Annotated in this window: 21 protein-coding genes and 1 pseudogene; 7 read left to right on the plus strand and 15 right to left on the minus strand. The window is 67.7% G+C overall.

Annotation, left to right across the window (positions count from 1 at the left end; all coding sequences use genetic code 11):
- From AC6LJ2_RS18190 to AC6LJ2_RS18210, 5 genes and pseudogenes are all read right to left on the minus strand, one after another.
- Positions 1–307 (minus strand): annotated as a pseudogene (locus AC6LJ2_RS18190) (amino acid ABC transporter permease); the annotation flags it as partial.
- Between the two features lie 13 nt (positions 308–320).
- The gene (locus AC6LJ2_RS18195) at positions 321–1,508 is read right to left on the minus strand and encodes an amino acid ABC transporter permease (RefSeq protein WP_498151863.1); all 1,188 of its coding nucleotides are present in this window, start codon (positions 1,506–1,508) and stop codon (positions 321–323) included.
- 3 nt (positions 1,509–1,511) lie between these two features.
- Entirely contained in the window at positions 1,512–2,720 is a 1,209-nt protein-coding gene (locus AC6LJ2_RS18200; RefSeq protein ID WP_498151864.1) for an aminotransferase class I/II-fold pyridoxal phosphate-dependent enzyme, read from the minus strand.
- A 144-nt stretch (positions 2,721–2,864) separates the two neighbouring features.
- Positions 2,865–3,881, minus strand: coding sequence for an amino acid ABC transporter substrate-binding protein (locus AC6LJ2_RS18205; RefSeq protein ID WP_263914634.1), 1,017 nt, complete (start codon positions 3,879–3,881; stop codon positions 2,865–2,867).
- Positions 3,882–4,326: 445 nt separating this feature from the next.
- Positions 4,327–5,049 (minus strand): FadR/GntR family transcriptional regulator, encoded by a 723-nt coding sequence (locus tag AC6LJ2_RS18210; protein ID WP_263914633.1) that lies wholly within the window; start codon positions 5,047–5,049, stop codon positions 4,327–4,329.
- Positions 5,050–5,191: 142 nt separating this feature from the next.
- Between AC6LJ2_RS18210 and AC6LJ2_RS18215 the strand changes: the two genes are divergently transcribed.
- Entirely contained in the window at positions 5,192–5,740 is a 549-nt protein-coding gene (locus AC6LJ2_RS18215) for a MolR family transcriptional regulator (protein ID WP_498151865.1), read from the plus strand.
- A gap of 161 nt (positions 5,741–5,901) precedes the next feature.
- Here the strand turns inward: AC6LJ2_RS18215 and kdgD (AC6LJ2_RS18220) are convergent, their stop codons facing one another.
- The 3 genes from kdgD (AC6LJ2_RS18220) to kdgD (AC6LJ2_RS18230) form a co-directional block, all read right to left on the minus strand.
- A complete protein-coding gene (gene kdgD, locus AC6LJ2_RS18220; RefSeq protein ID WP_175195113.1) occupies positions 5,902–6,816 on the minus strand; it encodes a 5-dehydro-4-deoxyglucarate dehydratase in 915 nt (304 codons plus the stop codon).
- A gap of 363 nt (positions 6,817–7,179) precedes the next feature.
- The gene (locus AC6LJ2_RS18225) at positions 7,180–8,760 is read right to left on the minus strand and encodes an aldehyde dehydrogenase (NADP(+)) (protein ID WP_498151866.1); all 1,581 of its coding nucleotides are present in this window, start codon (positions 8,758–8,760) and stop codon (positions 7,180–7,182) included.
- A gap of 64 nt (positions 8,761–8,824) precedes the next feature.
- On the minus strand, positions 8,825–9,739 hold the full coding sequence (gene kdgD / locus AC6LJ2_RS18230) for a 5-dehydro-4-deoxyglucarate dehydratase (protein WP_263914628.1): 915 nt from the start codon (positions 9,737–9,739) through the stop codon (positions 8,825–8,827).
- Positions 9,740–9,985: 246 nt separating this feature from the next.
- On the opposite strand from kdgD (AC6LJ2_RS18230), the gene garD reads away from it, so the two are divergent.
- The 3 genes from garD (at position 9,986) to AC6LJ2_RS18245 (ending at position 13,603) form a co-directional block, all read left to right on the plus strand.
- The gene (gene garD, locus AC6LJ2_RS18235) at positions 9,986–11,560 is read left to right on the plus strand and encodes a galactarate dehydratase (RefSeq protein WP_263914627.1); all 1,575 of its coding nucleotides are present in this window, start codon (positions 9,986–9,988) and stop codon (positions 11,558–11,560) included.
- Positions 11,561–11,711: 151 nt separating this feature from the next.
- Positions 11,712–12,689 carry a Bug family tripartite tricarboxylate transporter substrate binding protein gene (locus AC6LJ2_RS18240; protein ID WP_445659085.1) on the plus strand — a complete coding sequence of 326 codons (978 nt, stop codon included), beginning with the start codon at positions 11,712–11,714 and terminating at the stop codon, positions 12,687–12,689.
- 128 nt (positions 12,690–12,817) lie between these two features.
- Positions 12,818–13,603 (plus strand): hypothetical protein, encoded by a 786-nt coding sequence (locus tag AC6LJ2_RS18245; protein ID WP_498151867.1) that lies wholly within the window; start codon positions 12,818–12,820, stop codon positions 13,601–13,603.
- 126 nt (positions 13,604–13,729) lie between these two features.
- Here AC6LJ2_RS18245 and AC6LJ2_RS18250 read toward each other — a convergent pair whose 3' ends face one another.
- Positions 13,730–14,530, minus strand: a complete 801-nt coding sequence (locus AC6LJ2_RS18250) for a ProQ/FinO family protein (RefSeq protein ID WP_498151868.1) — start codon at positions 14,528–14,530, stop codon at positions 13,730–13,732.
- A 106-nt stretch (positions 14,531–14,636) separates the two neighbouring features.
- On the opposite strand from AC6LJ2_RS18250, the gene AC6LJ2_RS18255 reads away from it, so the two are divergent.
- The 3 genes from AC6LJ2_RS18255 to copD all read left to right on the plus strand — a co-directional run bounded on the left by AC6LJ2_RS18255 (position 14,637) and on the right by copD (position 16,563).
- Positions 14,637–15,098, plus strand: coding sequence for a DUF2946 family protein (locus AC6LJ2_RS18255; RefSeq protein ID WP_498151869.1), 462 nt, complete (start codon positions 14,637–14,639; stop codon positions 15,096–15,098).
- Positions 15,099–15,311: 213 nt separating this feature from the next.
- On the plus strand, positions 15,312–15,674 hold the full coding sequence (gene copC / locus AC6LJ2_RS18260) for a copper homeostasis periplasmic binding protein CopC (protein ID WP_498151870.1): 363 nt from the start codon (positions 15,312–15,314) through the stop codon (positions 15,672–15,674).
- Between the two features lies 1 nt (position 15,675).
- On the plus strand, positions 15,676–16,563 hold the full coding sequence (gene copD / locus AC6LJ2_RS18265; protein WP_498151871.1) for a copper homeostasis membrane protein CopD: 888 nt from the start codon (positions 15,676–15,678) through the stop codon (positions 16,561–16,563).
- Between the two features lie 68 nt (positions 16,564–16,631).
- Here copD and AC6LJ2_RS18270 read toward each other — a convergent pair whose 3' ends face one another.
- The 6 genes from AC6LJ2_RS18270 to AC6LJ2_RS18295 form a co-directional block, all read right to left on the minus strand.
- Positions 16,632–18,182: a hypothetical protein gene (locus tag AC6LJ2_RS18270; protein ID WP_498151872.1), complete on the minus strand. Its 1,551-nt coding sequence runs from the start codon at positions 18,180–18,182 to the stop codon at positions 16,632–16,634.
- 79 nt (positions 18,183–18,261) lie between these two features.
- Positions 18,262–18,981 (minus strand): glutamine amidotransferase, encoded by a 720-nt coding sequence (locus tag AC6LJ2_RS18275; RefSeq protein WP_445659079.1) that lies wholly within the window; start codon positions 18,979–18,981, stop codon positions 18,262–18,264.
- 191 nt (positions 18,982–19,172) lie between these two features.
- Entirely contained in the window at positions 19,173–21,833 is a 2,661-nt protein-coding gene (locus tag AC6LJ2_RS18280; RefSeq protein ID WP_498151873.1) for a TonB-dependent receptor, read from the minus strand.
- Between the two features lie 86 nt (positions 21,834–21,919).
- Positions 21,920–22,858, minus strand: a complete 939-nt coding sequence (locus AC6LJ2_RS18285) for a FecR family protein (protein ID WP_445659077.1) — start codon at positions 22,856–22,858, stop codon at positions 21,920–21,922.
- Position 22,859: 1 nt separating this feature from the next.
- Positions 22,860–23,354, minus strand: coding sequence for an RNA polymerase sigma factor (locus AC6LJ2_RS18290; protein ID WP_445659076.1), 495 nt, complete (start codon positions 23,352–23,354; stop codon positions 22,860–22,862).
- Positions 23,355–23,564: 210 nt separating this feature from the next.
- Positions 23,565–26,336 carry an autotransporter family protein gene (locus AC6LJ2_RS18295; protein ID WP_498151874.1) on the minus strand — a complete coding sequence of 924 codons (2,772 nt, stop codon included), beginning with the start codon at positions 26,334–26,336 and terminating at the stop codon, positions 23,565–23,567.
- Positions 26,337–26,368: the final 32 nt, after the last annotated feature.

Here is a 26,368-nt window from a genome sequence, read left to right on the forward strand (position 1 = left end):
GACGCCATTGTTCGTCGTACGGATACGTGCCGAACAGGATCAGGCGGTGCTTCTCGATGATGAAGGCCCAGCAGGCGCCGCCGACGGACGCGCGGCATTCCTGCGCGTTGGCGGCGGTGTAGTTGGCTTTAATGAAAGCCCATTCCACCAGCGCCGGCACCGACATCAACAGGAACCAGGCCACCAGCACGGTGATCAGGATGTTCAGCGGCGAGGAAAACAGGCGCTCGCGCACCCAGGCCCACGCACCGACGTGGGTCTTGGGCGGCGGCAGCCCTTCGGTGGGGATAGGCGTGGCGTGGCTCATATGATTGCTCATATCAACGCTCCACCAGCGCGATGCGCTTGTTGTACCAGTTCATGAATATCGAGATCGACAGGCTGACCGTCAGGTAGGCGCCCATGATGATGAGAATGCCCTCGATGGCCTGGCCGGTCTGGTTCAGCGTGGTGTTCACCACCGACACGATGTCCGGATAGCCGATGGCGACCGCCAGGGAACTGTTCTTCAACAGATTCAGGTATTGGCTGGTCATGGGCGGGATGATGACGCGCAGCGCTTGCGGCAACACCACCAGGCGCAGCGCCAGGGGCCGGCGCAGGCCCAGCGCGCCCGCGGCTTCCCATTGGCCGTTGCCGACCGCCTGGATGCCCGAGCGCACCACTTCGGCGATGAAGGCGGCGGTGTAGATCACCAGGCCCAGCAGCAGGGCGGCGAATTCCGGCGTCAGGGTCAGCCCGCCGGTGAAGTTGAAGCCCTTCAGTTCGGGCATGTCCAGCGTCAGCGAGGCGCCGCTGGCCAGCCAGCCCGCGAGCGGCAGGCCTAGCAGCAGGCCGATGGCGAAGCGCCCCAGCGGAAACGGCCGGCCGGTGGCTTCCTGGCGCTGTTTGCCCCAGTGGCCCAGGAACAGGATGGCGACAATCGCCAGGCCCAGTCCGCCCAGCACCCAATCCAGCGAGGCGCCTTCCAGCCCTGGCACCTTCAGGCCGCGGTTGGAAATGAACACGCCCGGCAGCGGGTGGTGCGCTTGGCGCGGGCCGGGCATGTTCTCGGTGATGAGCGCGTACCAGAAGAACAGCTGCAACAGCAGCGGCACGTTGCGCATGACCTCGACGTAGATCGAGGCCAGGCGGGCCACCAGCCAGTTCCTGGACAGGCGGCCCACGCCGATCAGCACGCCCAGCACGGTGGCCGCGACCAGGGCGATCAGGCCGACGCGCAGCGTGTTCAGGATGCCGACGGCGATGGCGCGGCCGTAGGTGTCGGCCGGGCCGTAGGCGATGGGCGATTCGCCGATGGCAAAGCCCGCTTCGCGCGTCAGGAAGCCAAAGCCGGTGGCGATGTTGCGCAGCGCCAGGTTTTGCAGGGTGTTGTGGACCAGGAACCAGATGGCCGACCCCGCCAGGGCCAGCGCCAGGGCCTGGTAGGCCAGGGCGCGGGTGGCGGGGTCGCTCCAGGACCAGCGGCGCGGCGCGCGCCGCGTGGTGGCGGAACTTGCTTTACCCACGGTTCAGCCCGCCATCAGCGCGTTGACCGCGGCGGCCAGGCGGTCCATGCCTTGTTCGATCACCTCGGTGGCGGTGGCGAACGAGAAGCGCACGTAGGGCGACAGGCCGTACGAGCCGCCGTCGATCACGGCCACGCCGGCCTGGCGCAGGAAGAACAGGCTGACGTCCAGGTCGGTCTTCAGTTCGCCGTCGGGGCCGGTGCGGCCGATCAGGCCGCTGACGTTGGCGTAGACGTAGAAGGCGCCGTCGGGCGTGGCGCACGAGATGCCGGGGATGGCGTTCAGGCGGCGCACGATCAGGTCGCGGCGGGCCTTGAAGATGGCGACCATGTCGGTGACGCTGGTCTGGTCGCCTTCCAGGGCGGCCTGGGCGGCGGCTTGCGAAATGGCGCTGGGGCAGCTGGTGCTTTGCGACATCACGGTGCTCATGGCCTTGATCAGGTCGGCCGGGCCGGCGCCGTAGCCCACGCGCCAGCCGGTCATGGCGTACGACTTGGACATGCCGTTGACGATCAGCGTGCGGTCGGCCAGTTGCGGTTCCACCTGCACGGGCGACACGTGCGGCGCATTGCCATAGCAGAAGGGCGCGTAGATCTCGTCGCTGAGAATCCAGACGCGCGGATGGCGCAGCAGCACGTCGGTCAGGGCGCGCATTTCGGCGCGGCTGTAGACGGCGCCGCTGGGGTTGCTGGGTGAATTCAGGATCAGCCAGCGGGTGCGCGGCGTGATGGCGGCTTCCAGGGTGGCGGCGTCCAGCTTGAAGCCTTGCGATTCCGGGCCGGCCGCGACGACGGGCTTGCCTTCGTTGAGCAGCACCATGTCCGGGTACGAGACCCAGTACGGGGCGCACACGATGACTTCGTCGCCGGGTTCCAGGCTGGCGGTGAGCGCCGCGCTGATGATCTGCTTGGCGCCGGCGCCCACGGTGATCTGGTCCAGGCCGTACTTGGCGCCCAGCGTCAGTTCCAGGCTGTTGGCGATGGCGCGGCGCAGGCCCGGGGTGCCATTGGGGCTGGTGTAGCGGATGTCGCCGCCGGCAATGGCGGCCTGCCCGGCGCGCGCGATGTGGGCGGGCGTGGGCATGTCGGGCTCGCCCAGGGTGAAGTCGGCGATCTCGCGGCCGGCGCGGCGCAGTTCGTCGACGACGATCTTGGCGGCCATGCTGGGGGAAGGTTTGATCTGCTTGAGGCGGGCGTTGACGATGCTGTTCATGGTGACTGCTTCTGAAAAAAGGCGGTGGCCGGCACACCCGCCGGCCCCGCGAAAATCAAGGAAAACGTGTGGGGCGGCCAGGCGGGCGGATCCGGCCTGGCCGCGGGGCGGCTCGCCTGCCGGAAGGCAAGGCGAGCCTGGGCATCAACGCACCGGCCAGCCGTACATCAGGCCGCCTTGCGTCCACAGCTTGTTCAGGCCGCGCTCCAGCTTCAGGGGGCTTTCCTTGCCCATGGCGCGGTCGTAGCTTTCGCCGTAGTTGCCGACCTGCTTGATGATGTTGTAGGCCCACTTGTCGTCCAGGCCCAGGTTCTTGCCCATGCCGGGCGTCACGCCCAGGATGCGCTGCACATTGGGGTTGGTGCTCTTGAGCATGTCATCGACGTTCTTGGACGTGATGCCGTATTCCTCGGCTTCCAGCATGGCGTTGAGCGACCAGCGCACCACGTTGAACCACTGTTCGTCGCCCTGGCGCACCATGGGGCCGAGCGGTTCCTTGGACAGGTTTTCCGGCAGGATTTCCCAGTCGTCGGGCTTGGCCAGGCGCGTGCGCATGTTGGCGGCGGTGTTGGACTTGTCGTTGGTGTAGGCGTCGCAGCGGCCCGATTCCAGCAGGCGGAAGTTTTCGTCGTAGTTCTCGACCAGCACCGGCTTGAAGGTGATGCCGCGGGCGCGGAAGTAGTCGGCCAGGTTCAGTTCGGTGGTGGTGCCGGGCTGCACGCAGACGGTGGCGCCGTCCAGTTCCTTGACCGTCTTCACGTTCATGGACTTCTTCACGATCAGGCCCTGGGCGTCATAGAAGTTCACGCCCACGCCGATCAGGCCCAGGGTGGTGTCGCGTGTCAGGGTCTGGGTGGTGTTGCGCGACAGCATGTCGATTTCACCGGACTGCAGGGCGGTGAACTTGGCCTGGGCGGTCAGCACGTTGCCCTTGACCTTGGACGCGTCACCGAACATCGCGGCGGCCACGGCGCGGCACATGTCCACGTCCAGGCCGGTCCATTCGCCCTTGCTGTCCAGCACCGAGAAACCGGGAATGCCGGCAAAGCCGCATTGCAGGAAGCCTTTTTTCTTGACGGCTTCGAAGGTAACGCCGGCTTGGGCGCCGGACGCCACGCACAGCAGGGTCGCCGCGACGGCGGTGGTCAGGAACTTGCGCATGAGAGTGTTCTCCAGGGGAGGGGGTAGGACGAAGCGAAGGGCAAAGACCGGACGCGCGACAACGCGCCCCGCACCTGTCAGGCAGAGGCGGCGGTGTGTGCGGATACGGACGGGGAAGGGAAAGCGAGGGATGCGGCGAGGTCGCGGCAGCGGCTTTCCAGACGGGCGGCTACCGGTGGATACGGGTGGCGTAGCGTTGGAAGGTCGGGCGCAGGGCAGGCAACGTGGTCATCGGCGGCACTTGGACGGCAGGTCTTGCGTAACTGATCCCGCGTGGCGGCTGTCACGGACGGGCTTTACGAACTCATGAGACGTATGATGGCAGCCATCATACAAGTGAGCAAGTAAGGGGATTCCCGTAATGTGGGGAATGCCGGGGGTTATATGGCGCCTGCGGGGCGCCGGACGTATTCAGGGCCGATGCCTGGGGCGTGGCCGCCCGCGATCAGGCGGGCGGGTGCGACAGCAGCTTGCGGTAGCGGGCGATGCTGTCGCCCAGGTGGCGGGCCATGGCAGCGCGGGCGGCGCCGGGGTCGCGGCGCATGATGGCCGTCAGGATGGCCTCGTGTTCCTGCACGTTGCGGGTTTCGTAGGTTTCAAGTTCTTCGGGCGTCTTGCCGCCGTGCTTGATGTTCAGATCGAGCATGACGTCGCGCACCGCGGCCTGCAGCAGCGCGGGAAAGTGCGGATTGTTCGACGCGCGGGCGATGGACAGGTGGAATTCGTAGTCGGCCTTGACGGCGGCTTCCATGTCGCGGGTGGCGCGGTTGAAGGCGTCGAAGGCTTCGACGATGCCGCTCAGGTCGGCGGCGCTGCGGCGCTCTGCCGCCAGCCCACAGGCTTCGACCTCGAGCCCGGCGCGCAATTCCATGATGTGCAGGGCCCAGCGCGGGTCGCCTGCCGGCGCCACGACGAAGTCGATGGGCTTTTCGCGGTCTTCGGTGACGAACACGCCGATGCCGGCCTTGCTGACCAGCCGGCCGCTCAGGCGCATCGAGGCCACGGCTTCGCGGATGACGGTGCGGCTGACGTCGAACTCGGCGCACAGCGCGTGCTCTGACGGCAGCTTGTCGCCGGGGCGGTACTGCCGGGCGTCCAGGCGCTTGGTCAGTTCGTCGATCACGACGTCGGTCAAGCGCGAACGCGGGCGGGGCCGGGGAGTTTCCATTGTCTCTTTTTGGGGTGTGGTGCCGGGGGACGAAGGCCTAATGATAAACGGCTGGGGCCGTATGACAGCATACAGGAGAGGAATTGGGGGACTGGCTTATCATGCCCCTTCCGACACACACACAAAATGGAACCCACGCACGATGCCGAAAAACGATCTGTACCTTGACGATGAAGACGAAGGCCTGGCTCGGGAAACCAGCCACCCCAACTTCGTGGCGCTGGCCGGCGATGACTTCTATTACGACTGCGCCGACGATTTCAGCCCGTTTGGCAGCGATGACGGCAATGATGCGTTGCGCGGCCTGCAGGACTGGTACGGCGAGAACAAGAGCGGCCGCGGCATCGTCAAGTTCATGAATGAGTTTCTGGCCGACTGGGGGTTGGACGTGCCCTGGGACCGCATTCGCCATGACCTGGATGCCAGGACGCAGTGGCTGGATGAAGACGACATGAACGAGCGCTTTTTCCAGGGCGAATGCCGGGCGATCGTGGCGACGGCGTTCGGACAACTGAAGATTGCCGGCCGTATCGATGCCGAATTGCTGGGCCTGGCCAAGGCGGCCATTGCGGATCAGCTATGGCTGAATGCGCGGGCGCGCACCAAGTATCCGAACTGGGAATACGCCGACCAGGAACAGGCGCGCCTGGAACAGATGTTGGCGGTGTTGAACCAGCCGTCGGTGGGGTGATGGCGCGATGCTTGGGGTGATGCGTCAAGCGTCACCCCCGTGATCGCCTCGCAATAGCTAAGGGCCGCATTTTTGCGGCCCTTAGCTATTTCTGTGGCTTGACCCGCTCAATCAGCGCAGCCGGTACATCTGCCGGCTGTGCCTGATTGACGTGTCGGCCCTTACTGCGGACCCAGCTTCTTGATCAGCGCATTGAGCATTTCCAGCTCGTCGGGCTTCAGGTCCGTCAGCGGGGCGCGCACAGGACCCGCATCGTGGCCGACCAGTTTGGCGCCGGCCTTGACGATGCTGACGGCATAGCCGGCGCAGCGGTTGCGGATTTCCAGGTAGGGCAGGAAGAACTCGTCGAGCAGGCGGTTCGTCGTGTCGTGGTCGTGCGCGGCGACGGCGCGGTAGAAGTCCATCGCGGTCTTGGGCACGAAGTTGAAGACGGCGGACGAGTACACCGGCACGCCCAGCGCCTTGTAGGCGGCGGCGTAGACCTCGGCGGTGGGCAGGCCGCCCAGGTACGAAAAGCGGTCGCCCAGCTTGCGGCGGATGCGGACCATGGCTTCGATGTCGCCGATGCCGTCTTTGAAGCCGACCAGGTTGGGGCAGCGGTCGGCCAGCACGGCCAGGCTGTCGGCCGACAGGCGCGACTGGGCGCGGTTGTAGACGATGACGCCGATCTTGACCGATTTGCAGACCTGTTCGACGTGGTCGAGGATGCCTTGTTGCGAGGCTTCGGTCAGGTAGTGGGGCAACAGCAGCACGCCCTTGGCGCCCAGGCGTTCGGCTTCTTGTGCATAGGCGATGGCGACGCGGGTGGGGCCGCCCGCGCCGGCCAGGATCGGCACTTTGCCAGCGCAAGTGTTCACGGCGGTGCGGATGACATCGGAATATTCGGAGGGGGCCAGCGAAAAGAACTCACCCGTGCCGCCGGCCGCGAACAGGGCGGTGGCGCCGTAGGGGGCCAGCCATTCCAGGCGCTGGGCGTAGGTCTTGGCGTTGAAGTCGCCGTTCTGGTCGAAGTCGGTAACGGGGAAGGAGAGCAAGCCTTCCGAGACGATCGCCTTGAGTTCCTGGGGAGTGGTCATACCTGAGTCCGTGATTGCTTGAAGGGAAGCCGCCGATGTCTGAACAGGGCGGCAGGGATGAAAATTCAATAGATGTATGTCATCGTACAACATACAAGATGACTGGGCAACGAGATAGGGACCCGGGCTGATGTTGTCGTACAACATAAAGATGCGCGACAGGAATGAGACACCGAAGGGGCGTGACGGCGAGCGAAATTGAAGCGGGAGACGGGCAGCACCTAAGTCCAGCCGGCGCCAACCAGCGCTGCAGGAAACGGGTCGGGCCTAAGGTGGGATCGGTTCATGCCTCCCTTTGCCCTGACATTCCCCAAAAAAAAAGGGCGGCATATCGCCGCCCGTCCTGGCTGAACGCGAGACGCGTCAGACGGCCATGACGCCGTCCGTCATGCGCGGCAGGCCCAGCGGGTTGGCCCGCTTGATGCCGTCGGGCAGCAGCGCGTCGGGCAGGTCCTGGTAGCAGACCGGGCGCAGGAAGCGGCGGATGGCGGTGGCGCCGACCGAGGTCGAGGCGGGGTTGGACGTGGCCGGGAAGGGGCCGCCGTGCACCATGGCATGGCTGACTTCGACGCCGGTGGGGTAGCCGTTGGCCAGGATGCGGCCGGCCTTGCGTTCCAGCACGGGCAGCAGCGCGCGCGCCGCGTCGGTGTCGGCGTCGTCGATGAACAGCGTGGCGGTCAGCTGGCCTTCCAGGTGTTCGGCCACGGCGCGCATCTCGGCGGCGTCGCGGCAGGCCACGACCAGCGATGCCGGGCCAAAGACTTCGGCTTCGAGTTCGGGCGATGCCAGGAAACGCGCGGCATCGGTGCCGAAGACGGCGGGGCCGGCGGCGTTGGCGGCGGGCTTGGAGGCTTCACCGCGGCTCAGGGTGGCGACGCTGGCGTGGCCGGCCAGGGCCTGTTCGCCTTGCGTGTAGGCCGAGAAGATGCCGGGCGTCAGCATGGTGGCTGCGCCCTTGGCCTCGACGGCTTGGGCGGCGGCCTGGCGGAAGCGTTCCAGCGCCGGGCCTTCGATGCCGATGACCAGGCCCGGGTTGGTGCAGAACTGGCCCACGCCCATCACCAGCGAGTCGACAAAGCCCTTGGCGATGGCCTCGGCGCGTGTTTCCAGGGCCGCCGGCAGCAGGAATACCGGGTTGATGCTGGACATCTCGGCGTACACGGGAATCGGCACGGGGCGGGCGTTGGCGGCGGCGACCAGCGCCAGGCCGCCGCGGCGCGAGCCGGTGAAGCCGACCGCGGTGATGGCCGGGTGGGTGGCCAGCGCGGTGCCAATTTCATTGCCGGCGCCAAAGAGCAGCGAGAACGTGCCTTCGGGCAGGCCGTGCTTGGCAACGGCCTGCTGGATCACGCGGCCGACCATTTCCGAGGTGCCGGGGTGGGCGTTGTGGGCCTTGACGATGACAGGGCAGCCGGCCGCCAGGGCCGAGGCGGTGTCGCCGCCTGCCACCGAGAAGGCCAGCGGGAAGTTGCTGGCGCCGAACACGGCGACCGGGCCCAGCGGCACGTTGGCCAGGCGCAGGTCGGCGCGCGGCAGGGGTTGGCGGTCGGGCTGGGCGGGGTCGATGGTGGCGTCCAGGAAGTAGCCGTCGCGCACCACGCGGGCAAACAGGCGCAGCTGGCCGACGGTGCGGCCGCGTTCGCCTTGCAGGCGAGCCAGCGGCAGGCCGGTTTCGAGATGCGTGCGCTCGATCAGCGCGTCGCCCAGTTGCAGGATGCCGTCGGCAATGCTTTCCAGGAACTGCGCGCGGGTTTCCAGGGGCGCGGCGCGGTAGGTGTCGAAGGCGGCCCGGGCCAGCTCGGCGGCGCGGGCGACGTCTTGCGCGGTGCCGGCGGGAAAGCCGGGTTCCAGGGCCTGGCCGTTGGCGGGGTTGATGGCGTGCTGCGGGGCGCCGGTGCCCGGGATGGCGCTGGCGCCGATCAACATGTTGCCGGTCAAAGTCATGGGTGATTCTCCGAATGAAAACGCCCCCAGGCTGGGGGCGGGCAGGCGTGGCTGCAAGGCGGGGTTATTGGGGGCCGAGCTTCTTGATCAGGGCGTTGAGCGCTTCCAGCTCGTCGGGCTTCAGGTCCGTCAGCGGGGCGCGCACAGGACCCGCATCGTGGCCAACCAGCTTGGCGCCGGCCTTGACGATGCTGACGGCGTAGCCGGCGCAGCGGTTGCGGATTTCCAGGTAGGGCAGGAAGAATTCGTCGAGCAGGCGGTTGGTGGTGTCGTGGTCGTGCGCGGCAATGGCGCGATAGAAGTCCATCGCGGTCTTGGGCACGAAGTTGAAGACGGCCGACGAATACACCGGTACGCCCAGCGCTTTGTAGGCGGCGGCGTAGACCTCGGCGGTGGGCAGGCCGCCCAGGTACGAGAAGCGGTCGCCCATCTTGCGGCGGATGCGCACCATGGCTTCGATGTCGCCGATACCGTCCTTGAAACCCACCAGGTTGGGGCAGCGGTCGGCCAGCACGGCCAGGCTGTCGGCCGACAGGCGCGATTGCGCGCGGTTGTAGACGATGACGCCGATCTTGACGGATTTGCAGACCTGTTCGACGTGGTCCGCAATGCCTTGCTGCGAGGCTTCGGTGAGGTAGTGCGGCAACAGCAGCACGCCCTTGGCGCCCAAGCGTTCGGCTTCTTGCGCATAGGCGATGGCGACGCGGGTGGGGCCGCCGGCGCCGGCCAGGATCGGCACCTTGCCAGCGCAGGTGTTCACGGCGGTGCGGATGACATCGGAGTATTCGGAGGGGGCCAGCGAGAAGAACTCACCCGTGCCGCCGGCCGCGAACAGGGCTGTGGCGCCGTAGGGCGCCAGCCATTCCAGGCGTTGGGCATAGGTCTTGGCGTTGAAATCGCCATTCTGGTCGAAATCGGTGACGGGGAAGGACAGCAAGCCTTCCGAGACGATTTCCTTGAGTTCCTGCGGCGTGGTCATGGGCGGGGTTCCCTGTGAGGCGGGCGACGCGCCGGCGGAAGGTCTGCCGAGTCGGTCGCGATGAATAGGTACGTCATCGTACAACATGATTTTTCAGGGTTCAAGCCGAGTTCCCCTATGAGGCGCCCGATCGCCTTGGGGAAATCCGCAATTCATCGACGCCATCGGCAGCAATTATTCTCTTGGTTGTACGATAACGTATGGCATGCCGCGTTCGACGGCGCCGATCACCCCCAGGAGACCCGAATGCAGCTCGCGGCAGGCCAAGCGCCCGTGCTTATCCAGATCCACCCCCAGGACAACGTCGCCATTGTCGCCAACGACGGCGGCTTGCCGGCGGGCACCGCGCTGCCGGACGGCCTGGTGCTGGCCGAAGCGGTGCCGCAGGGGCACAAGGTGGCGTTGCAGGACCTGGCCGAGGGCGAGGCGGTGCGGCGCTACAACGTGGTGGTGGGCTATGCGGCCAAGGCGCTGCCGCGCGGCAGCTGGGTCAACGAGCGCGTCACGACGATGCCGGCCGCCCGCAGCTTGCAGGACCTGCCGGTGGGCACGCGCCGCACGGCGCCGCTACCGCCGCTGGAGGGCTATACCTTTCAGGGTTACCGCAACGCCGACGGCACGGTGGGCACGCGCAACATCCTGGCCATCAGCACCACGGTGCAATGCGTGCAGGGCGTGGTGGAACACGCGGTGGCGCGCATCCGGCGCGAGCTGCTGCCGCGCTATCCGAATGTGGACGAGGTGGTGGGGCTGGAACACACCTACGGCTGCGGCGTGGCGATCGATGCGCCGGGCGCGGCGATTCCGGTGCGCACGCTGCACAACATTGCGCGCAACCCGAATTTTGGCGGCACCACCATGGTGGTCAGCCTGGGCTGCGAAAAGCTGCAACCCGAACGCCTGTTGGCGCCCGACGCCATTCCGATCCGCGCGGGCCAGGGCATGGCGGGCGAGGGCGGGGTGGATACCATCGTGCTGCAGGACGACGAGCACGTGGGCTTCGAATCCATGATCGACAACATCATGCGCACGGCCGAACGGCACCTGGAAAAACTGAACCAGCGGCGGCGCGAGACCTGCCCGGCGTCGGACCTGGTGGTGGGCGTGCAGTGCGGCGGCAGCGACGCGTTTTCGGGGGTGACGGCCAACCCGGCGGTGGGCTTTGCGGCCGACCTGCTGGTGCGCGCGGGCGCCACGGTGATGTTCTCCGAGAACACGGAAGTGCGCGACGGCATCGATCAACTGACCGCGCGCGCCGCCACGCCGGAGGTGGCCGAGGCCTTGGTGCGCGAGATGGCCTGGTACGACGATTACCTGCAACGCGGCCGCGCCGACCGCAGCGCCAACACCAGCCCGGGCAACAAGAAGGGCGGGCTGTCCAACATCGTCGAAAAGGCGATGGGCTCGATCGTGAAATCCGGCTCGTCGAACATCGACGGCGTGCTGTCGCCGGGCGACCGGCTGACGCGCAAGGGCCTGATCTTCGCGGCCACGCCGGCCAGCGATTTCATCTGCGGCACGCTGCAACTGGCGGCCGGGATGAACCTGCACATCTTCACCACCGGCCGCGGCACGCCTTACGGGCTGGCGCAAGTGCCGGTCATCAAGGTGGCCACCCGCAGCGACCTGGCGCGGCGCTGGCACGACCTGATGGACGTGGACGCGGGCCGCATCGCGACCGGCCAGGCCCGCATCGAAGACGTGGGCTGGGAGCTGTTTCGCCTGATGCTGGACGTGGCCAGCGGCCGCCGCCAGACCTGTGCGGAAAAGCTCAAGCTGCACAACGCGCTGGCGCTGTTCAACCCGGGGCCGGTGACGTGATGCGCTGGCGCTGCGGGCGTTGCGGCATGCGCTCGGGACGCGTGCATGCCTGACCCATTCGGTTTCAACGGGCTTGCCGTGGGGCAGGCCTGACACCACCTGGCACCGGCCCGATGAGGCGCGGGCCGTCCTTTACAACAACGGAGACAACATGGATTCAAACAGAAGGCATCTGCTGGCCGGCGCCGCCGCGCTGGGTCTGGCGCGCATCACCCCGGCGTGGGCCCAGGCCGACGCCTGGCCGACCCGGCCCGTGCGCATCGTGGTGCCGTACCCGCCCGGCGGCTCGTCGGACATCATCGCGCGGATCATCGCGCCGCGGCTGGCCGAGGCGCTCAAGCAAACCGTGGTGGTCGAGAACAAGCCCGGCGCCAACGGCAACCTGGGCGCGGGCATCGTGGTGCAGTCGGCGCAGGAAGGCCACACCGTGCTGCTGTGCGACGTGGGCGCGCTGGCGATCAGCCCGTCGGTCTATACCAAGCTGTCGTTCGATCCGTCCAAGGACCTGCGGTCGGTCGGCATGCTGGCGTATTCGCCGCACGTGCTGGCGGTGCACCCCGACGTGCCGGCCAAGACCGTGCCTGAACTGGTGGCGCTGTCGAAGAAGCAGCGGCTGAACTTTGCGGTCACCGCCATTGGCAGCGCGCCGCACCTGGCGGCGGTGGCCGTGCAGCAGGCCACCGGCGCGCAGTGGGAATACGTGCCGTACAAGGGCGGTTCGCAGGCGGTGACGGACACGATCGGCGGGCAGACGCAGGTGATCATGAACGGCCTGCTGGCGACGCTGCCGCACATCAAGGGCGGCAAGCTGCGCGCGATTGCGATTTCCAAGAAGGAACGCATGCAGCTGGTGGCTGATATTCCGACGATTTCCGAGCAGGGCGTGGCGGGGTTCGAATCCGGCACCTGGCAAGGCGTGATGGCGCCCGTTTCGGCCTCGGACAAGACCGCGAACCTGCTGGCCACACTGATGGGGCAGATCGTCAACCAGCCCGACGTGAAGTCGCAGCTGAACGAGCAGGGGGCCGAGATCGTGGTGCGCAATCCCGCGGAATTGGCGCAGTTCTTCAGCAGCGAGCGGGCGCGTTGGGCCAAGGTGGTGGCTAGCGCGGATATCAGACTGGATTAACCTGCGCCCGCGCGGCCCAGCCGTCGATTTATTAAGTTTTGTTGCATACTGTCGTTGTTTGTATGGACCCTTCGCGCCGCGGCGCGAAGGCATTTCGGCGTTGAGCCGAACAAGCAACGGAGCAATGTGTGCAGCAAAAACTTCCGCTATTCCGGGTGATCCGGCAAATCTTCGACACGCTGGGCGATCACGGCGGGCAGATGCTTGCGCAGGCGCCGCAACTGGTGGCGATCCTGCTTGCCGGCTCGTGCCTGGCGATGTACATGGGTCAGTTGGCTGTGATCCAGCACAGCATCCTGCTGGAGGTGGCCAGCTGGTTGGTATTGGTGGCCGCGCCGGTGCTGGCGGCGGTGGCCTGGCATCGCCTCATCTTGCTCAACGAAGCCCCGCGTGCCGGGCTGGTGGCCGGCAAGCCCGAACGCATGTACTTTCTGCTGGGCGCTGCCGGTTCGCTCGCATTGTTCGTGTTGGCGACGCTGAGGTTGTTTGTCTATGTGTGGACGACCGGCCCTGACGGCACGAATGCGCTGGGCAATCTGTTGACGTCGGTACTTTGGCTGGCGCCGTTGTATTTCACCGGTCACCTGTTTCTGGCGTTGCCGGAAGCCGCACTGACGGGCAAGGTCAACCTGCGCCATATCCACGCCTTGACCCGGGGCAACAAGTTGCGCTTCGTGGCAGTGGCGCTATTGCCGATCCCGATACTGTTGCTCTTGGAGCTGGTCAGGGTGTTCCTCTTGCAGATGCCACGCATGCCCAGCCCTGGCTTTTACGTCTACAACGCGGTTTCCATGTTGGCAGGCAGCCTGGTCACCGTGACCAGCATGTCGGTGTGCTATCGCGTCCTGGTGCTGCAACCGCAAACGCAGGCACGGGAAGCCGCGCTCGCCGCAGCGGTGTCGAACGAGGGGTAGCGCACGGCCTGGGCCACCCGGGGCGGCCTTGGCCGCCGGCCATGAAAAACCGCGGACCGTTCAGTGCCTTGGCAGGCGCTGCGCGGTCCGCGGTTTTTTTTCAAGCCGGCTTTTTTCAAGCAGGAATCAGTCTTTGGCTTGCGTATCGGCCGGTGCTTGATCAGGCGTTTGCTCGGGCGCTTGGGCAACCGAGGCCTCGGTCGCTACTTGCACCGGCGCGGCGGCCGACGTTTTCACGTGGTCGTCGGCGGCCGGAGCGGCAGTGTCAGCCGATGCCGGGGTTGCGGCGACGTCCTGGGCGGCATCCGTTGCGGGTGCGCCATCGGCTTGCGGCTTGGCCTTGTTGGCGTTGCCCTTGCCGCGAGCGGCGGCGCCCTTGGCATGGCGACGCGAGGCCATGCGCTTGGCGTGCTGCGCTTCGTTGGCGGTGACGGCGCCGGCGGGTTCGCCGTTCAGGTCGACGCGCGGGGCGGCTTCGACCATGCTGTCCCAGTAGCGACGGCCGTCGCACCAGGTCTTGACGGCCACCTTGATTTCTTCGGCGGTGAGCTGCAAGGCCTTGGCATGCTGTTGCAGGTCTTCCAGCACGCCCAGCTTGAGCGGGACCTTGGCGGCCGGCTTCTTGGGGAATGCCTTGGGAAACTGGCGTTGCAGTCGCGAAATGGCGATCAGGACGGGGTCGACGTCGGTCTCGCGCTTTTCGCGCGGCGCCTGGCGTTGACCTGCCTGCTGTTGGCCGGCCTGTTGGGGGGCGCGCTGTCCTTCACGCTTGCCGTTCCGGTTGCCGCCGCGCTTGTCGTCGCGCTTTTCACCACGCGTGCCGTCGCCTTTGGCGGCGGCGGGTCGCGCGGGTTTGGTGGAAGCCGTTTCTTCGGGAGCCTGCTTGAAAAGCAGTCCTCGGATGGCGGCGAGCTGTTCTAGACCCATAGTGTGTGCTGCACGTTCTGATGTTGAAAGCAGGGAGCATAACAGTTGTGACGCTTCAGATTGAAGTTGCGGGGCCCCGGGCGGGCGTCGTAAGCTCCCTGGCACCATGAGCCAGCACCCGTCTGTTACGTTTTTGCGCCTGTCCGCCGCCGCCCGGCGCGGGGTGGCGTGGCTGGCGGTGGCGCTGCTGGTTTTCCAGTCTTTGGTGGCGTCCGCGGCGTTTGGCGCCCCGGCGCCGGTGGCGCGCGGGCAGGGCGCTAGCGTCATTCTCTGCACGGCCAGCGGGCCGCGGGTGGTGGCGCTGGATGCGGCGCCGCCCGGCCCGCAGGCCGACATTTCTGCTCATGCGCATGGCGGGTGGGACGGCGGCGGCACGCTGCCGCATTGCTGCGCGTCGACCTGCGCGATGCTGGGCGGGGCTTGCCCGCCAGCACTGGCTGGCGTGGCCTGGCGTTTGCCGGACCTGGGGCCGACGGCGCCGCTGGCGTCCGAGGATGGCGCACCGCGTTGGCGCAATGCGCCGGCCTGGCGGCCGCAGCAGTCCCGCGCCCCTCCGCGGGTGGGCTGATTGCCTGGCGGGAATACGGGCTGAAATTCGTCGGCCTGGTTCCGTGAGTCGAATTTCCCGCCTGAATCTCTGGCCGGGTTCACCATTTTTCCTGCTTGCAGTGTGCGCCCTTGCAGCCTGGCCATGGCCGGCCGGTTGCCGTATTGCGCTCAATCTTCGTTATGCCATGACCCTTTGGCGGCGATGCGCCGCCGATTCATCAGGAGCACCACCATGATCAAACCGACCCTTATCGCTGCCGCCGTGCTGGCCATCGCCCCGCAATGGGCCTGGGCCCACGCGCACTTGAAAACCGCCACGCCCGCCGACAAGGCCGTGGTGGCCGCCGCGCCGGCTACCGTGACGGCCAGCTTTTCCGAAGGCCTGGAGCCCGCATTCTCGTCGCTGACGCTGCTGGACGCCGCCGGCAAGCCGGCCGCCAGCGCCAAGGCCGCGCCCGCCCCGGGCGACGACAAGACGCTGGTGCTGCCCGTGCCCAAGGACCTGCCGACCGGCGCCTATACGGTGAAGTGGCAGGCGCTGTCCAAGGACGGCCACAAGACCGACGGCGCCTGGACCTTTACGGTCAAGCCTTGAGATGAGCCTGCTGTTTGCCGCGTTTGCGCTGTGCCGGGCCGTGAGCGTGGCGGCCGCGGCGTTGCTGTTCGGGGCCGCCGCGATGCTGGCCCTGGGCGGCGCGCCGCGCCTGGGACGGGACGCCGAAGTCGCGTTGCGGCGCACGCTGCGCGCGGCGGCGGCGATCGGGCTGCTGGCCGCGCTGTGCCTGCTGCCGTTGCAGGCCGCCAGCATCGCGGGCGACTGGGGCGCGCTACGGGATCCGGACATGCTGGCCACGGTGGCGCTGCAAACCCGCTATGGTCAAGCCTGGATGCCGCGCGTGTTCGGCGCCGTGCTGGCGCTGGCCGTGGCGTTGTGGGTGCGGCCCGGGCGGCCCTGGGTGCTGGCCTGGGTGGCGGCACTGGGGTTGGGGCCGCTGAGCCTGAGCGGCCATGCGGCGATGCACGAAGGTTGGCTGGGCGCGGCGCATGCGGTCAATGACGCGCTGCATGGCCTGTCCGCCGCGTTCTGGCTGGGGTCGCTGCCGGTATTCCTGTCGTGGCTGGCGGCCTGGCAGCGTCCGGGCCATCGGGCCGAGGCAACGCGCGCCTTGCTGCGGTTTTCAACTTGCGGGCACGTCGCCGTGGCGGTGCTGCTGCTTAGCGGCATCGGCAATGCGGTCTTGATCCTGGGGGCTGGTGGGGTGGACCCAGCGTCGGATTATCAACGCTTGTTGTGGGTGAAAATCGTGCTGGCGCTGGTGATGACGGGGCTGGCGCTGGTCAATCGCTACCGCTGGATTGCGCGCATTCGCACGCAACGGGCGATGGCGCTGTACGCGATTCGTCGCAATACGATCGTGGAGCTGGCGCTGGGCGCGGTGGTGCTGGTTGCGGTGGGCTTTCTAGGGCTGATGTCGCCGCTGTAGGTGTGCGGCGAGGGATTCCCGCTAGCACGTCGCCGCCCGCTGCCACCGGCCGGTGCGGTGTCGGCCGGTTATCCCGCCAACACCAGCAGCAAGGCCAACGCCAGCAAGATCGCAAACGCCGCCACGGCAAACGGCAGCAGCTGCGCATAGACTGCGCGTTCCTGGCCACGACCTTGCGCGAGACCCGCGGCGATAGACATGCGCACCGGCGAAAAGAACCCCATCGACGTGCCGGACACGTGCAACAGCGCAGCCGCCGCCGGCACGCTCAGGCCGGCGTGCAGCGCCAGCGACAGTTGCGACGGCATGAACAGGCTGTTGGGCGCATTGCCGCTGTTGGCCAGGATGCCGAAGGCGCCGGCCAGAAGCGGCGTCATCAGCAGGGTCCAGTCCTGCATGGTGCGGAACAGGCCATCGGCAAAGGCCTGCGAGATGCCAGCGCCGGCCAGCACTTCGGCCATCATGGCGAACAGGAAGACCGACAGCACCGCATGCTTGCCGGTGGTCCAGGCGTGGCGGGCGTTGGTGGACAGCAGGCCGGGTTGGCGGCGAATCGCGGCCATCAGCAGGGCGCCGGCGATCAGCCAGCTGCCCGCGTGCAGGAAAGGCGTCCAGCTGGGCAGGTCGGCGTAGGGGCTGAAGCGGGCCAGGCCGGCCAGACCCTGGTTCAGGGCGGGCGCCAGGCGCGTGGCGACCAGGCAGGCGATCAATACGATGTACGGCAGGGCGCCCAGCGCGGCGTCTTGCAACTGGGCCCGGCCGGGCCGGCGGTCCAGCGCGAAGCGCAGCACGATCAGCGGGCCGTAGGCGGCCAGCAGCGCGGTTTCGGGACCGAGCAGGGCGGTGGCGGCGGTCAGCAACCCCAGGCTGGCCAGCATCCACACGGCTTCGCGAGCCTGTTCCATTCGGGTGGTGGACAGGCCGGCGCGGCGCGCGGTGAGCCAGAACAGCGCCATCCAGACGATCATCAGCAAGGCGACCGGCACCATGGCGTACAGGGCCAATTGCGATGCCGACACGCGGGCATAGGCGGACGCCAGCAGCGTGCCGCTGCCCATGGCGCCCCACGGGATCAGCGTCTGGCTGAGCAGGGCAAACACCATCAGTTCGCGCGGCTTGAAGCCCAGCGGGCGCAACAGCAGCACCGTGCCCAGCATGCCCACGCCAAAGCCGGTGGCCGCTTCGGCGAAGGGGCCGACCAGGAAGCAGGCAAAGAACAGCAGGCGGCGACGGGCCAGCAGGTCGGTAGGGGAAATGGCGTCTGCGATGGGCGCGAGCTCAGCCGTTGGCGTGACGTGAGGACCGGAGGGCGCGGCCGTTGGCGTCGACGGTGAACCTGCCGACGTGGCGGCGGGCCTGCGCCCACGGTCGGCGCGCGAGGCCATCTGCCAGAACAGCAGGCCGCCCAGGATGTAGGGCGTGATGATGGCGCCGATCCATAGCCCGCGAGCCAGGGCATGGCCCAGCGGTCCACCCCCGAAAGCGCCGGGCGCCGCGAACAGCGCGACCGGGATGGCGGTGAGCAGGCCGAGCACGGCGGCCAGGGTGGTGTTGAGCCGGCCGCTGGCGATGGCGCCGATGACGACCAGGGCAGGCAGGGACCACAGCAGGTACGTCATGGCGTGATTCGACGTTCACGCGTCGACCGCAAGCAGGAAGCCGGGCAGGGGCGATGGGAAGTGCCGCGCGTGGGTATCGTCATCCCGCACAGGCCACGGCAAAGCCGCGCAGGATCTGCAACGCATGGGGCGTGGGCGCCAGGGCCGCCCGCAAGGCTGCGACGTCATGGCCTTGCGTGGCCAGGAAATCTTGCCGCCGCGCCAGGCAGGCGTCCATGACGGCGGGCGTGAATTCCGGATGGAACTGCACCGACAGGGCCTGCGGACCGTAGCGCAGGACCTGGTGCGGGTCGTGGTCGGTGCCGGCCAGCACGGCGGCCGAGGCAGGCGGTTGCAACACGCTTTGCTCGTGCGTCAGGTGGGCGGCGAAGTGGTCGGGCAGGCCGGCCAGCAGCGGGTCGTCGTGTGACGCCGGCAGGCGCCGCACCGTGTGCAGGCCGATTTCGCGGCCGCGGGGGTGGTAGTCGACCACGCCGCCGAAGGCGTGGGCCATCAACTGGTGGCCGTAGCAGATGCCCAGCAGCGGCAGTTGCGCGTCCAGCGCCTCGCGCAGCCACTGCGCGGTGCGTTCGCTCCAGGGTTCGCGGTCGGTAACCATGGACCAGGACCCGGTGAGCACGGCGCCGCGCAGGCGGGCCGGATCGGGCAGGGCGTGGCCGTCGGCCGGGTATTCGATCGTCAGCGGGAGGTCCAGGCCGGAGAGGGCCGCGGAGACCCAGTCGCCCTGTTCGCCGTGGGAGGCGCGCAGGTCTTCGGGCGGGCGGCCCATTTGCAGGATGGCCAGGGGTTTTTGTGTCATGGCGAGGGGCTAGGCGAAAGCGTCGGCCCGTCTGGGCCGGCCCAGGCGGGTCGCCCGCCATGATGAACCCGCCGCGTCCATTCATCAATATCAAAAACTGCCTATCAGGTATGAGCGGCGTTGATATCGTCAGCCGGCCACGCCGCCTCGGGCCATACCCCGCAGCGCAGGCGCCAAGGCGTGCGTTGGCCTTAGTACTTGACGGTATAAGCCAGCCCGAACGTGCGTCCGCGGCCGTTGAACTGCAACGATTCCGGCGTCATCAGCCCGGTGTACAGCGCCTGCGCACGCTGGCTCCAGGTGGTCTGGTAGCTGCGGTCGAACAGGTTCTGCACGCCGAAACTCAGGGTGCCGTAGTGCTTCAAGTCATAGCTGCCCAACAGGTCGAACGTCAGGTAGCCTTCCATGCGGTTGCCCTGGCCATCGGTCAGGTCGAAGTTGCGGTTGGCCTGCAGGCGCAGCGCGGTGGGGCCCGAGCGCCAGGCGCCGAACACCGACGCCTTGGACGGGCTGGCCAGCGTGATGGTCTGCCTGGCCCAGCCGCCGTCGGCCTGCTGCTGTTCCGAGCGGATCGCCAGCCAGTTCACGCCCGCGCTCCAGTGCGGGTTGAAGTCATAGGCCAGTTGGCCTTCGATGCCGTAGTTGCGCACCTTGCGCTCTTCCAGCCCGATGGACAGCGAGATGGGCTGGATCGCCAGCGCCTTGTCGGACCAGGCATAGAACGCCGCGGTCTGCAGGCGCCAGTTGCCGTAGTCGCCGCGCCAGCCCAGTTCGATCTGGCGGGTCTTGATGTTGGCCAGTTCCGAGCCGTTGATGGTGACGGCGTTCAGCAGGTTCCAGTTGCCGCCTTGCAGGCGGTAGGTGCCGTTGCCGTAGTACTTGGCCACGTCGACCAGGTCGAAGCCTTCGGAGTAGTTCAGCCAGGTCTGCTGGCTGTCATCGACCTTCCAGAGCACGCCGGCATTGAACAGGGTGGTGTTGTAGGCGTTGGTGCCGCCCGGGATCTTGTCGGCGCTGCGGCCCACGCCGCTATTGACCAGGATCTGCTGCGGCACGGGCACGAAGTCGCCCAGTTCGACCTTGTTGCGCTGCTGGCGCACGCCGCCGCTCAGGGTGACGCTGCGCGTGACGCGCCAATCGCCTTGCAGGAACGCGGCCCAGGTCTGCGCCTGGTAGTCGGGGTAGCGCTGCATGTCGTACAGCTTGTCGAACTTCAGGCCGCCCGAGGCCACGGCCTTGTTCCAGTCGAAATAGGCCGAGCCGCCGTTGAATTTCTCGTGGGCGTATTCCACGCCGTAGGTCAGCTTCAGGGCTTCCCAGTCCTTGGTCAGGACGGCTTTCAGGCCCCAGGCGTCGGTATTCTGCTGCGAGGCGCCGTAGTAGTAGCCGCGCTTGCATGCGGCGGCCGTGGCGCAGGTACCGTCGTTGTAGGTGAACTGGTTGGGGAAGGGATAGAAATCCAGTTTTTCGCGGCGCCAGTAGGCCTGGGTGTACAGGTCTTGCCCGCCCAGGATGTTGTTGGCGGAATAGTCGGCCGCCAGCATGCTGCGCTCGGTGGCGGGCTTGACGTCGGAGTCGAAGCCGTTGCGGATGTCCAGCTGGCTGGGATCGGCCGGCCCGGTCAGCGCCAGGCCACCGCGCAGGCCGTTGCCCAGGTACAGCGCCTTGCCGGGGTTGAATTCCGAGTTGTAGAACTGGCCCAGCAGCTTGAGCTTCTGGTTCTCGGCCAGTTGCACGTCCAGCGTGCCGGACAGGTCCAGCGACCGGTTGTATTGCAGGTCGGTCTGGGTGGTGTCGGGGGTGACCTGCTTGCCGTTGGCATCGTAGGCGGCGCCGTTCTGCGAATACGCGACGGCTAGCCGGCCGAAGACTTTTTCCGAGCCGCCGCTGACCGATTGGGCAACGCGCCAGTCGTGGTCGTCGCTGCCGTCAAAGCCGCTGCGGGCGGCGACTTCGCTGGTGAACGAGGCGGGCCCGGGCGCGCCGCGCTTGGTCACGATGTTGATGATGCCGCCGGTGGCACCGCCGCCATAGACCGAGCTGGCGCCGGACAGCACTTCGATGCGTTCGATGTTGAACGGCGAGATCGAATCGAACTGGCGGCTGATGTTGCGCATGGAATTGAGCGACACGCCGTCGATCATGATCTGGGCGTTGCGCCCGCGCATGTTCTGCGAATAGTTGGTGCGGCTTTGCGAACCGAGGTCCAGGCTGGGCACCAGGCTACCCAGGATTTCCGACAGCGAGGCGCCGCCGTGGGCCTGCTCTTCGATCTGCTGGCTGTCCAGGTACCAGACGGTGCGCGGCAGTTCGCTGATGCTGGTGGGGGTGTAGCCGCCCACGACCACGACGGTGTCCATCGTGCTGGTCACGGCGGGTGCGGCGGCGGGGGCCGGGGCGGGCTCGATCAGCACCGTGTCGGCGCCGGTGTAGCGCCAGGCCAGCCCCGTGCCGGCCAGCACCTGTTCCAGGGCGTCGGCGGGCGCCAGCGTGCCGTTCAGGGCCGCGGCCGTCTTGCCCTGGGTCAGCGCGGCCGGAAAGCTGATCTGCAGGCCAAGCTGGCGGCCCAGGTCCAGCAGCGCGGCGTCCAGCGGCTGGCTGCGCACGGAGACGGCGCGGGCGCTGGCGCCTTGGCTCGCCGCTGGCACCGTCTGGGCCTGGGCGGATGCCGCGAACGCCAGCGTCAAGGCCAATGCCAGGGGCGCGTGGTAGCTGAACCGCCGCAGGCCATGGGGCCGGGCAGGGGAGTGGGACGACGCGCCAGGGCGCGGCAGGTGGGGATGGTGGATCGATGCCGGGGCAGAACTGGAGCGGGACAGCAGGTGACGGGACAGCGGCGTGCGTGCGGACATGGAGGTCGGGTCTCGGTGCTTGGTAATGGGGATTTCCTGGTAAGACGCCCCCAACGGCCCGCGACCCTACCCCTATCTTCAAAAATTCATTGGCCGTCGCCGATCCAGGCCCACGCCCCCCAGCGCCGCACCGACACGCCGGCCGCCGCCGCCAGGGCGGCCAGGGCGTCGGGGTTGTCCACGGCCACCACGGAAGAAATGCGCCGCTTGCCGGCGGCGGCTTCGACCCAGGTAGTCATGCCGGTGTAGCGGTTCAGCTGCGCCACCGCGTCGGCCAGCGGCACATCGCGCAGCAGCAGCTTGCGCTCGGCCCAGGCCGCGGCCGCGTCGGCATCCACCGGGGTAACGGTGATGCCGCTGGCCTTGACGCCGGCGTGCTGGTCGGGCGACAGCACCTGGGCGACGGTGCCGGGCGCGCAGACGGCGCAATCGACCCGCACCTGGCTTTCCAGCACCGATACATCGGTGGTGTCGGGCTGCAGGCGGCTGACCTCGTAGCGCGTACCCAGCGCCGTCGCGCGGGCTTCGGGCGTGACCACCACGAAGGGCCGCTGCGGGTCGCGGGCCACGGTGAACAGCGCCCGGCCGCGCAGCAGGGTCACGCGGCGTTCGGTGCCCGACAGGTCGCTGCGGATCGCAGATTGGGCGTCCAGCAGCACCCGGCTGCCGTCGGCCAGCACCACTTCGCGGATTTCGCCCGCGGCGGTGACGGCGTCGGCCTGCCAGCGCCACCAGGCGCCGCTTTGCCATAGGAAGAGGCCGCAGAACGCCAGGCTACAGGTCACGGCGGCGGCGATCTTGCCGCGGCGCTTGCGGCGTTGCAGGTCGCGGGCCAGGTCCTGGCGCAGGGCGTCGCCGTTCACCTGGTTCATCTGGCGCCACAGCGCGGCCACGCTGTCGTAGCAGCGGGCGTGCGCTTCGCTGGCGCCATACCACCGGGCGAAGCGGGTATCGGGCAGGGCGTCGGGCGCGGCGCCGTTGCGGCGGACCACCCAGCGGGCGGCGTCTTGTTCCACGGCGTCCATGTCAGCCGTCCGCCATGGCCAGGCGGCAGGCCAGCAGCACCCGGGTCATGTGCTTTTCGACGGTCTTGACGCTGACGGCCAGCGCCTGGGCGATGTCGCCGTAGCTGTCGCCGTCGATCTTGTGCATCAGGAAAATCTGCCGGGTTCGCACCGGCTGGCGCAGGATGGCGGCTTCGAGGCGGGCAATGGTCTGGCGCATGGCGGCCACGTCCAGCGTGTCCGGGGCGGCTTGGCCGGCGACCTGGGACTGCGCGTAGACCGCCTGCTTGCGCTGTTCGGCCGTGTCGCGCCGTTGCAAGTCGATGGCCAGGTTGGCCGCCACCTGGAAGACGTACGCGCGCAGGTTGTCGACCGGGGCCTTGAGCGTGCGCGCCCGGGCCAGCTTGATCCAGGTTTCCTGGGCGCAATCTTGCGCGGCATCCCGCGAGCCGGTGCGGCGCGACAGGAAGTCGACCAGTTCGCGGTAGTGGGCGACGACGGTCTCGGCAAGCATCATGGCGGTCATGCGGGGCAAGAGAGGGCAATGAAAAACAGTCGCACATTATAATGAGAAACGTTCTTATTGCACTTATCGTGAACCCTGACCGAGGTTGTGAGGATCGTTCTGGCCGTGCCTTCTGCCAAGTCAGGCCGGTTCGGTCCGCCAAAAAAATGGGAGGCCGCCCGCGCAGGGCGCGCCTCCCTTGTGACATAGGCGGGCTGGCGGCTACCAGCGATAGCCCAGGTTCACCATGCCACCGTAGCCGCGCTGGTTGCTGTTGCCGGCCTGGCCGAAGACATGGCCCGCCACCTGCACCGCGCGGCTGACCTGGCCTTCGGCGCCCAGCTTCAGTTCCAGGCTGTTTCGCGACAGGGCGGCGTCCAGGGTGTTGGGGCCCATGTTGACCGACGGGTCGCCAAAGCTGTGCAGCCAGTTGGCTTCCAGGAAGGGGCGCACCGCGGGCGCGTTGGGGGCGACTTGCGGATACAGGCGCACGCCGATGCGCGAGTTCCAGGCGTTGTCGCTGCCGCTGCGCAGGCGGGTGCCTTGCAGGGTGGCGTCCTGGGCGTCGTAGCGGCTGTAGATCAGCTGGGCGTGCGGTTCGACGACGACCGGGCCCAGGGTCGAGCCGTCGGCGAAGGGCTTGACGGCGTAGCCGGCCTCGACCGCGGCGCTCCAGACGGTGGAGTGGTAGCGTGCGGACCCGAGTTCGCTGTTGATCTGGTTGGCATAGCGGCCGAATTGCAGCCAAGTGTCGGCGTAGGCGCCCATGCGGGTGGCGTCGTTCTGATACACGGTGCCATACAGGCCGACCGAATAGCCGGACACCTTGCCGCGGGCGCGCACCTGCGCCGTGGCGCCATCGGGCCGCCGCAAGGTCGAGTTGGACGTGGTGCGGGCGTCACCGTAACCACCCATCAGGCCGGCATAGACTGCGCCGCCCTGGGAAAGCGGAGCCTTGATCAGGTCGCCGCCCATTTGCAGGATGGTGCTGTCGGTGTCCATGTTGACGCGGCCTTGGGCCATGCGCAGCCCGCTGTCTTGTCGCCCTTCGACACGGGTCCACAGACCGCGCCCGGCGTTGTCGAGGGCGCGGGTGTCTGCGGAGGCGTCGCCACCGTCGCCGCCGGTGCCGGTCGCTGCATAGGCGGCAGCCCCGCCATAACCCGGCGCGGCCACGCGATCGCGCAGGCTGTGGGAGAAGAACCGTGCGCTGGCCAGGCGATTGCCGAGATAGGCGCCGCTTTCAGGCGAGACGTTGCGCGCGGCGGGCCGCTGCGGCCACAGCGCTTGCCCGGCCGTGGCCGGGGCGTCTGTCAGGTCAGGGGCCAATGCCGTGGACGACGTGAGGTACCAATCGGTCGCGACGCCACCATGGCCGCCGCGCACCAGGCTGTATTCATAGCCGTTGACCGCCAGCGTGCCGGCGCTGGCGCGAAAGCCGGACGAGGCCGCATCCAGGTGGAAGGCGTCCGCGGCCGTGGTGCCGCCGTTGAGTGTTTCGACCAGGCGAATGCCGGTGACGGTTTGCCCGCCCGCGCCGTCGGCGTTGATGACGCGCAGGGCCGTGTTGCCCGTGGCCGAACCGCCATCGATGACCAGCTTGTCGGTGGCCGAGGTGTCATCGCCCAGGCGGGTGTTGAGCACCAGGGTGCCGCCGCCCTGGTAGTTCTGGACGGTCAGGGTCTTGAAGTCGGTGCTGCTTGCCGGGGGCACGAAGGCGACGGTGCCGGCGTTGACGAGCGTGCCCAGGGACGAATCCCCGCGCACGTTCCAGGTGCTGTCGGCGTCCAGGGTCAGGGCATTGATGTGGCCCGTGGCGCGTTGCTTCAGGGCGCCCGTCAGCACGGTGCCTTGCTTGAGCGAGACGTCGACGGTGCCGTCGGCGGCGACGACATCGCCGGTCAGCACCGAGCGGGTCGCGTCCAGCGTGATCTGCTGGCTGTTGGTAATGGTGCTGACGCCGCCCACGGTGCTGGTCACGAAATCCGTGTGCAGCAATTCACCGATGGCGAGATCGCCTTCAATGCGGGAGGTGAGGGTGGAGTCCGACACCAGGAAGGTATGGCTGCCGCCGCTGGCGTTGAAGCCGTAGCCGTCCTGGGTATTGATCCGGCTGCCGTTGCTGATCGTGACGGTGGTGTGTTGCGTGGGATCGAGGTGGTAGCTCCAGATGCTGGAGGATCGTGCACCCGTGGTATCGAGTCGGACGCGATCCAGGGTGACGCTGGCGCCATTGGAGACCAGCACGCCGTAGGCGTAGACACCCGCGGTATCGATGGTTGTGTTGGTGGCAGAGAATGTGGTGCCCGGGTCGTAGGCCCTGACGGCGGAGCCGCCGCGGCCCGTCGTGCGAAGGGCGCCGTTCACCATGGTGACGCTGGCTTGCGTAGCGACACTTATCGCCTCGCCATGCAGGGACAGGACGCTGGTGTCGTGCAGGACAATGGAGGAGTTCGCGTCCGAGGCCCGGACGGCGATGCTCCCGACCCCATTGGCAACGATCGTGCTGTTGACGGCGGTGATCCGGCCGCCATCGTGGGCATAGGCGGCATGGGCCTCGTAGGCGCCATCGCCCCAGGTCGTGAACTGGCTGTTGGCTCCGGTCGATTCAATCAGGCTGTTCGCTCCGCCGGCCTCCAGCGCATGCCCCTGCGTATTGAATACCCCTTGGGAGAACGATGCGACGCCGCCCGCGGTAGCGCGGATGCCCTGCGTGTAGTCGGTGGGGCTGGTGGCTTGAACCGTGAAGCTGGGGACCGATTCAAAGCGATTGCCGGCGCCAGAGACCTCGATGGCGGCGCCGGGGCCGTCGTAGCGGACTTCGCTTGAGGCGCCCATGTGGAAACGGCCTTGACCCGCGGGGTCATTGATGACGATTTGGCCGTGCACGGTGTTGTCAGGGGCGATGACGTCCGCGGCCCAGACGGGGGAGGACAGGGCGGGCAAGGAAACGGCGAGCCATTTGGCAGCGACGGGAGGCAACGCGAAGCGCATGGAAACGTCCTTGGCCCAAGACCAGGAAGCGT

The organism is Achromobacter sp. 1014246743, assembly GCF_059760725.1.

What these genes read in the sequence shown, in the direction of transcription:
- AC6LJ2_RS18200 (WP_498151864.1), bottom strand. Translation starts at nt 2,720, where the DNA reads ATGAACAGCATCGTCAACGCCCGCCTCAAGCAGATCAAACCTTCCCCC.
- AC6LJ2_RS18205 (WP_263914634.1), bottom strand. Translation starts at nt 3,881, where the DNA reads ATGCGCAAGTTCCTGACCACCGCCGTCGCGGCGACCCTGCTGTGCGTG.
- AC6LJ2_RS18210 (WP_263914633.1), bottom strand. Translation starts at nt 5,049, where the DNA reads ATGGAAACTCCCCGGCCCCGCCCGCGTTCGCGCTTGACCGACGTCGTG.
- AC6LJ2_RS18215 (WP_498151865.1), top strand. Translation starts at nt 5,192, where the DNA reads ATGCCGAAAAACGATCTGTACCTTGACGATGAAGACGAAGGCCTGGCT.
- kdgD (WP_175195113.1), bottom strand. Translation starts at nt 6,816, where the DNA reads ATGACCACTCCCCAGGAACTCAAGGCGATCGTCTCGGAAGGCTTGCTC.
- AC6LJ2_RS18225 (WP_498151866.1), bottom strand. Translation starts at nt 8,760, where the DNA reads ATGACTTTGACCGGCAACATGTTGATCGGCGCCAGCGCCATCCCGGGC.
- kdgD (WP_263914628.1), bottom strand. Translation starts at nt 9,739, where the DNA reads ATGACCACGCCGCAGGAACTCAAGGAAATCGTCTCGGAAGGCTTGCTG.
- garD (WP_263914627.1), top strand. Translation starts at nt 9,986, where the DNA reads ATGCAGCTCGCGGCAGGCCAAGCGCCCGTGCTTATCCAGATCCACCCC.
- AC6LJ2_RS18240 (WP_445659085.1), top strand. Translation starts at nt 11,712, where the DNA reads ATGGATTCAAACAGAAGGCATCTGCTGGCCGGCGCCGCCGCGCTGGGT.
- AC6LJ2_RS18250 (WP_498151868.1), bottom strand. Translation starts at nt 14,530, where the DNA reads ATGGGTCTAGAACAGCTCGCCGCCATCCGAGGACTGCTTTTCAAGCAG.
- AC6LJ2_RS18255 (WP_498151869.1), top strand. Translation starts at nt 14,637, where the DNA reads ATGAGCCAGCACCCGTCTGTTACGTTTTTGCGCCTGTCCGCCGCCGCC.
- copC (WP_498151870.1), top strand. Translation starts at nt 15,312, where the DNA reads ATGATCAAACCGACCCTTATCGCTGCCGCCGTGCTGGCCATCGCCCCG.
- copD (WP_498151871.1), top strand. Translation starts at nt 15,676, where the DNA reads ATGAGCCTGCTGTTTGCCGCGTTTGCGCTGTGCCGGGCCGTGAGCGTG.
- AC6LJ2_RS18270 (WP_498151872.1), bottom strand. Translation starts at nt 18,182, where the DNA reads ATGACGTACCTGCTGTGGTCCCTGCCTGCCCTGGTCGTCATCGGCGCC.
- AC6LJ2_RS18275 (WP_445659079.1), bottom strand. Translation starts at nt 18,981, where the DNA reads ATGACACAAAAACCCCTGGCCATCCTGCAAATGGGCCGCCCGCCCGAA.
- AC6LJ2_RS18280 (WP_498151873.1), bottom strand. Translation starts at nt 21,833, where the DNA reads ATGTCCGCACGCACGCCGCTGTCCCGTCACCTGCTGTCCCGCTCCAGT.
- AC6LJ2_RS18285 (WP_445659077.1), bottom strand. Translation starts at nt 22,858, where the DNA reads ATGGACGCCGTGGAACAAGACGCCGCCCGCTGGGTGGTCCGCCGCAAC.
- AC6LJ2_RS18290 (WP_445659076.1), bottom strand. Translation starts at nt 23,354, where the DNA reads ATGATGCTTGCCGAGACCGTCGTCGCCCACTACCGCGAACTGGTCGAC.
- AC6LJ2_RS18295 (WP_498151874.1), bottom strand. Translation starts at nt 26,336, where the DNA reads ATGCGCTTCGCGTTGCCTCCCGTCGCTGCCAAATGGCTCGCCGTTTCC.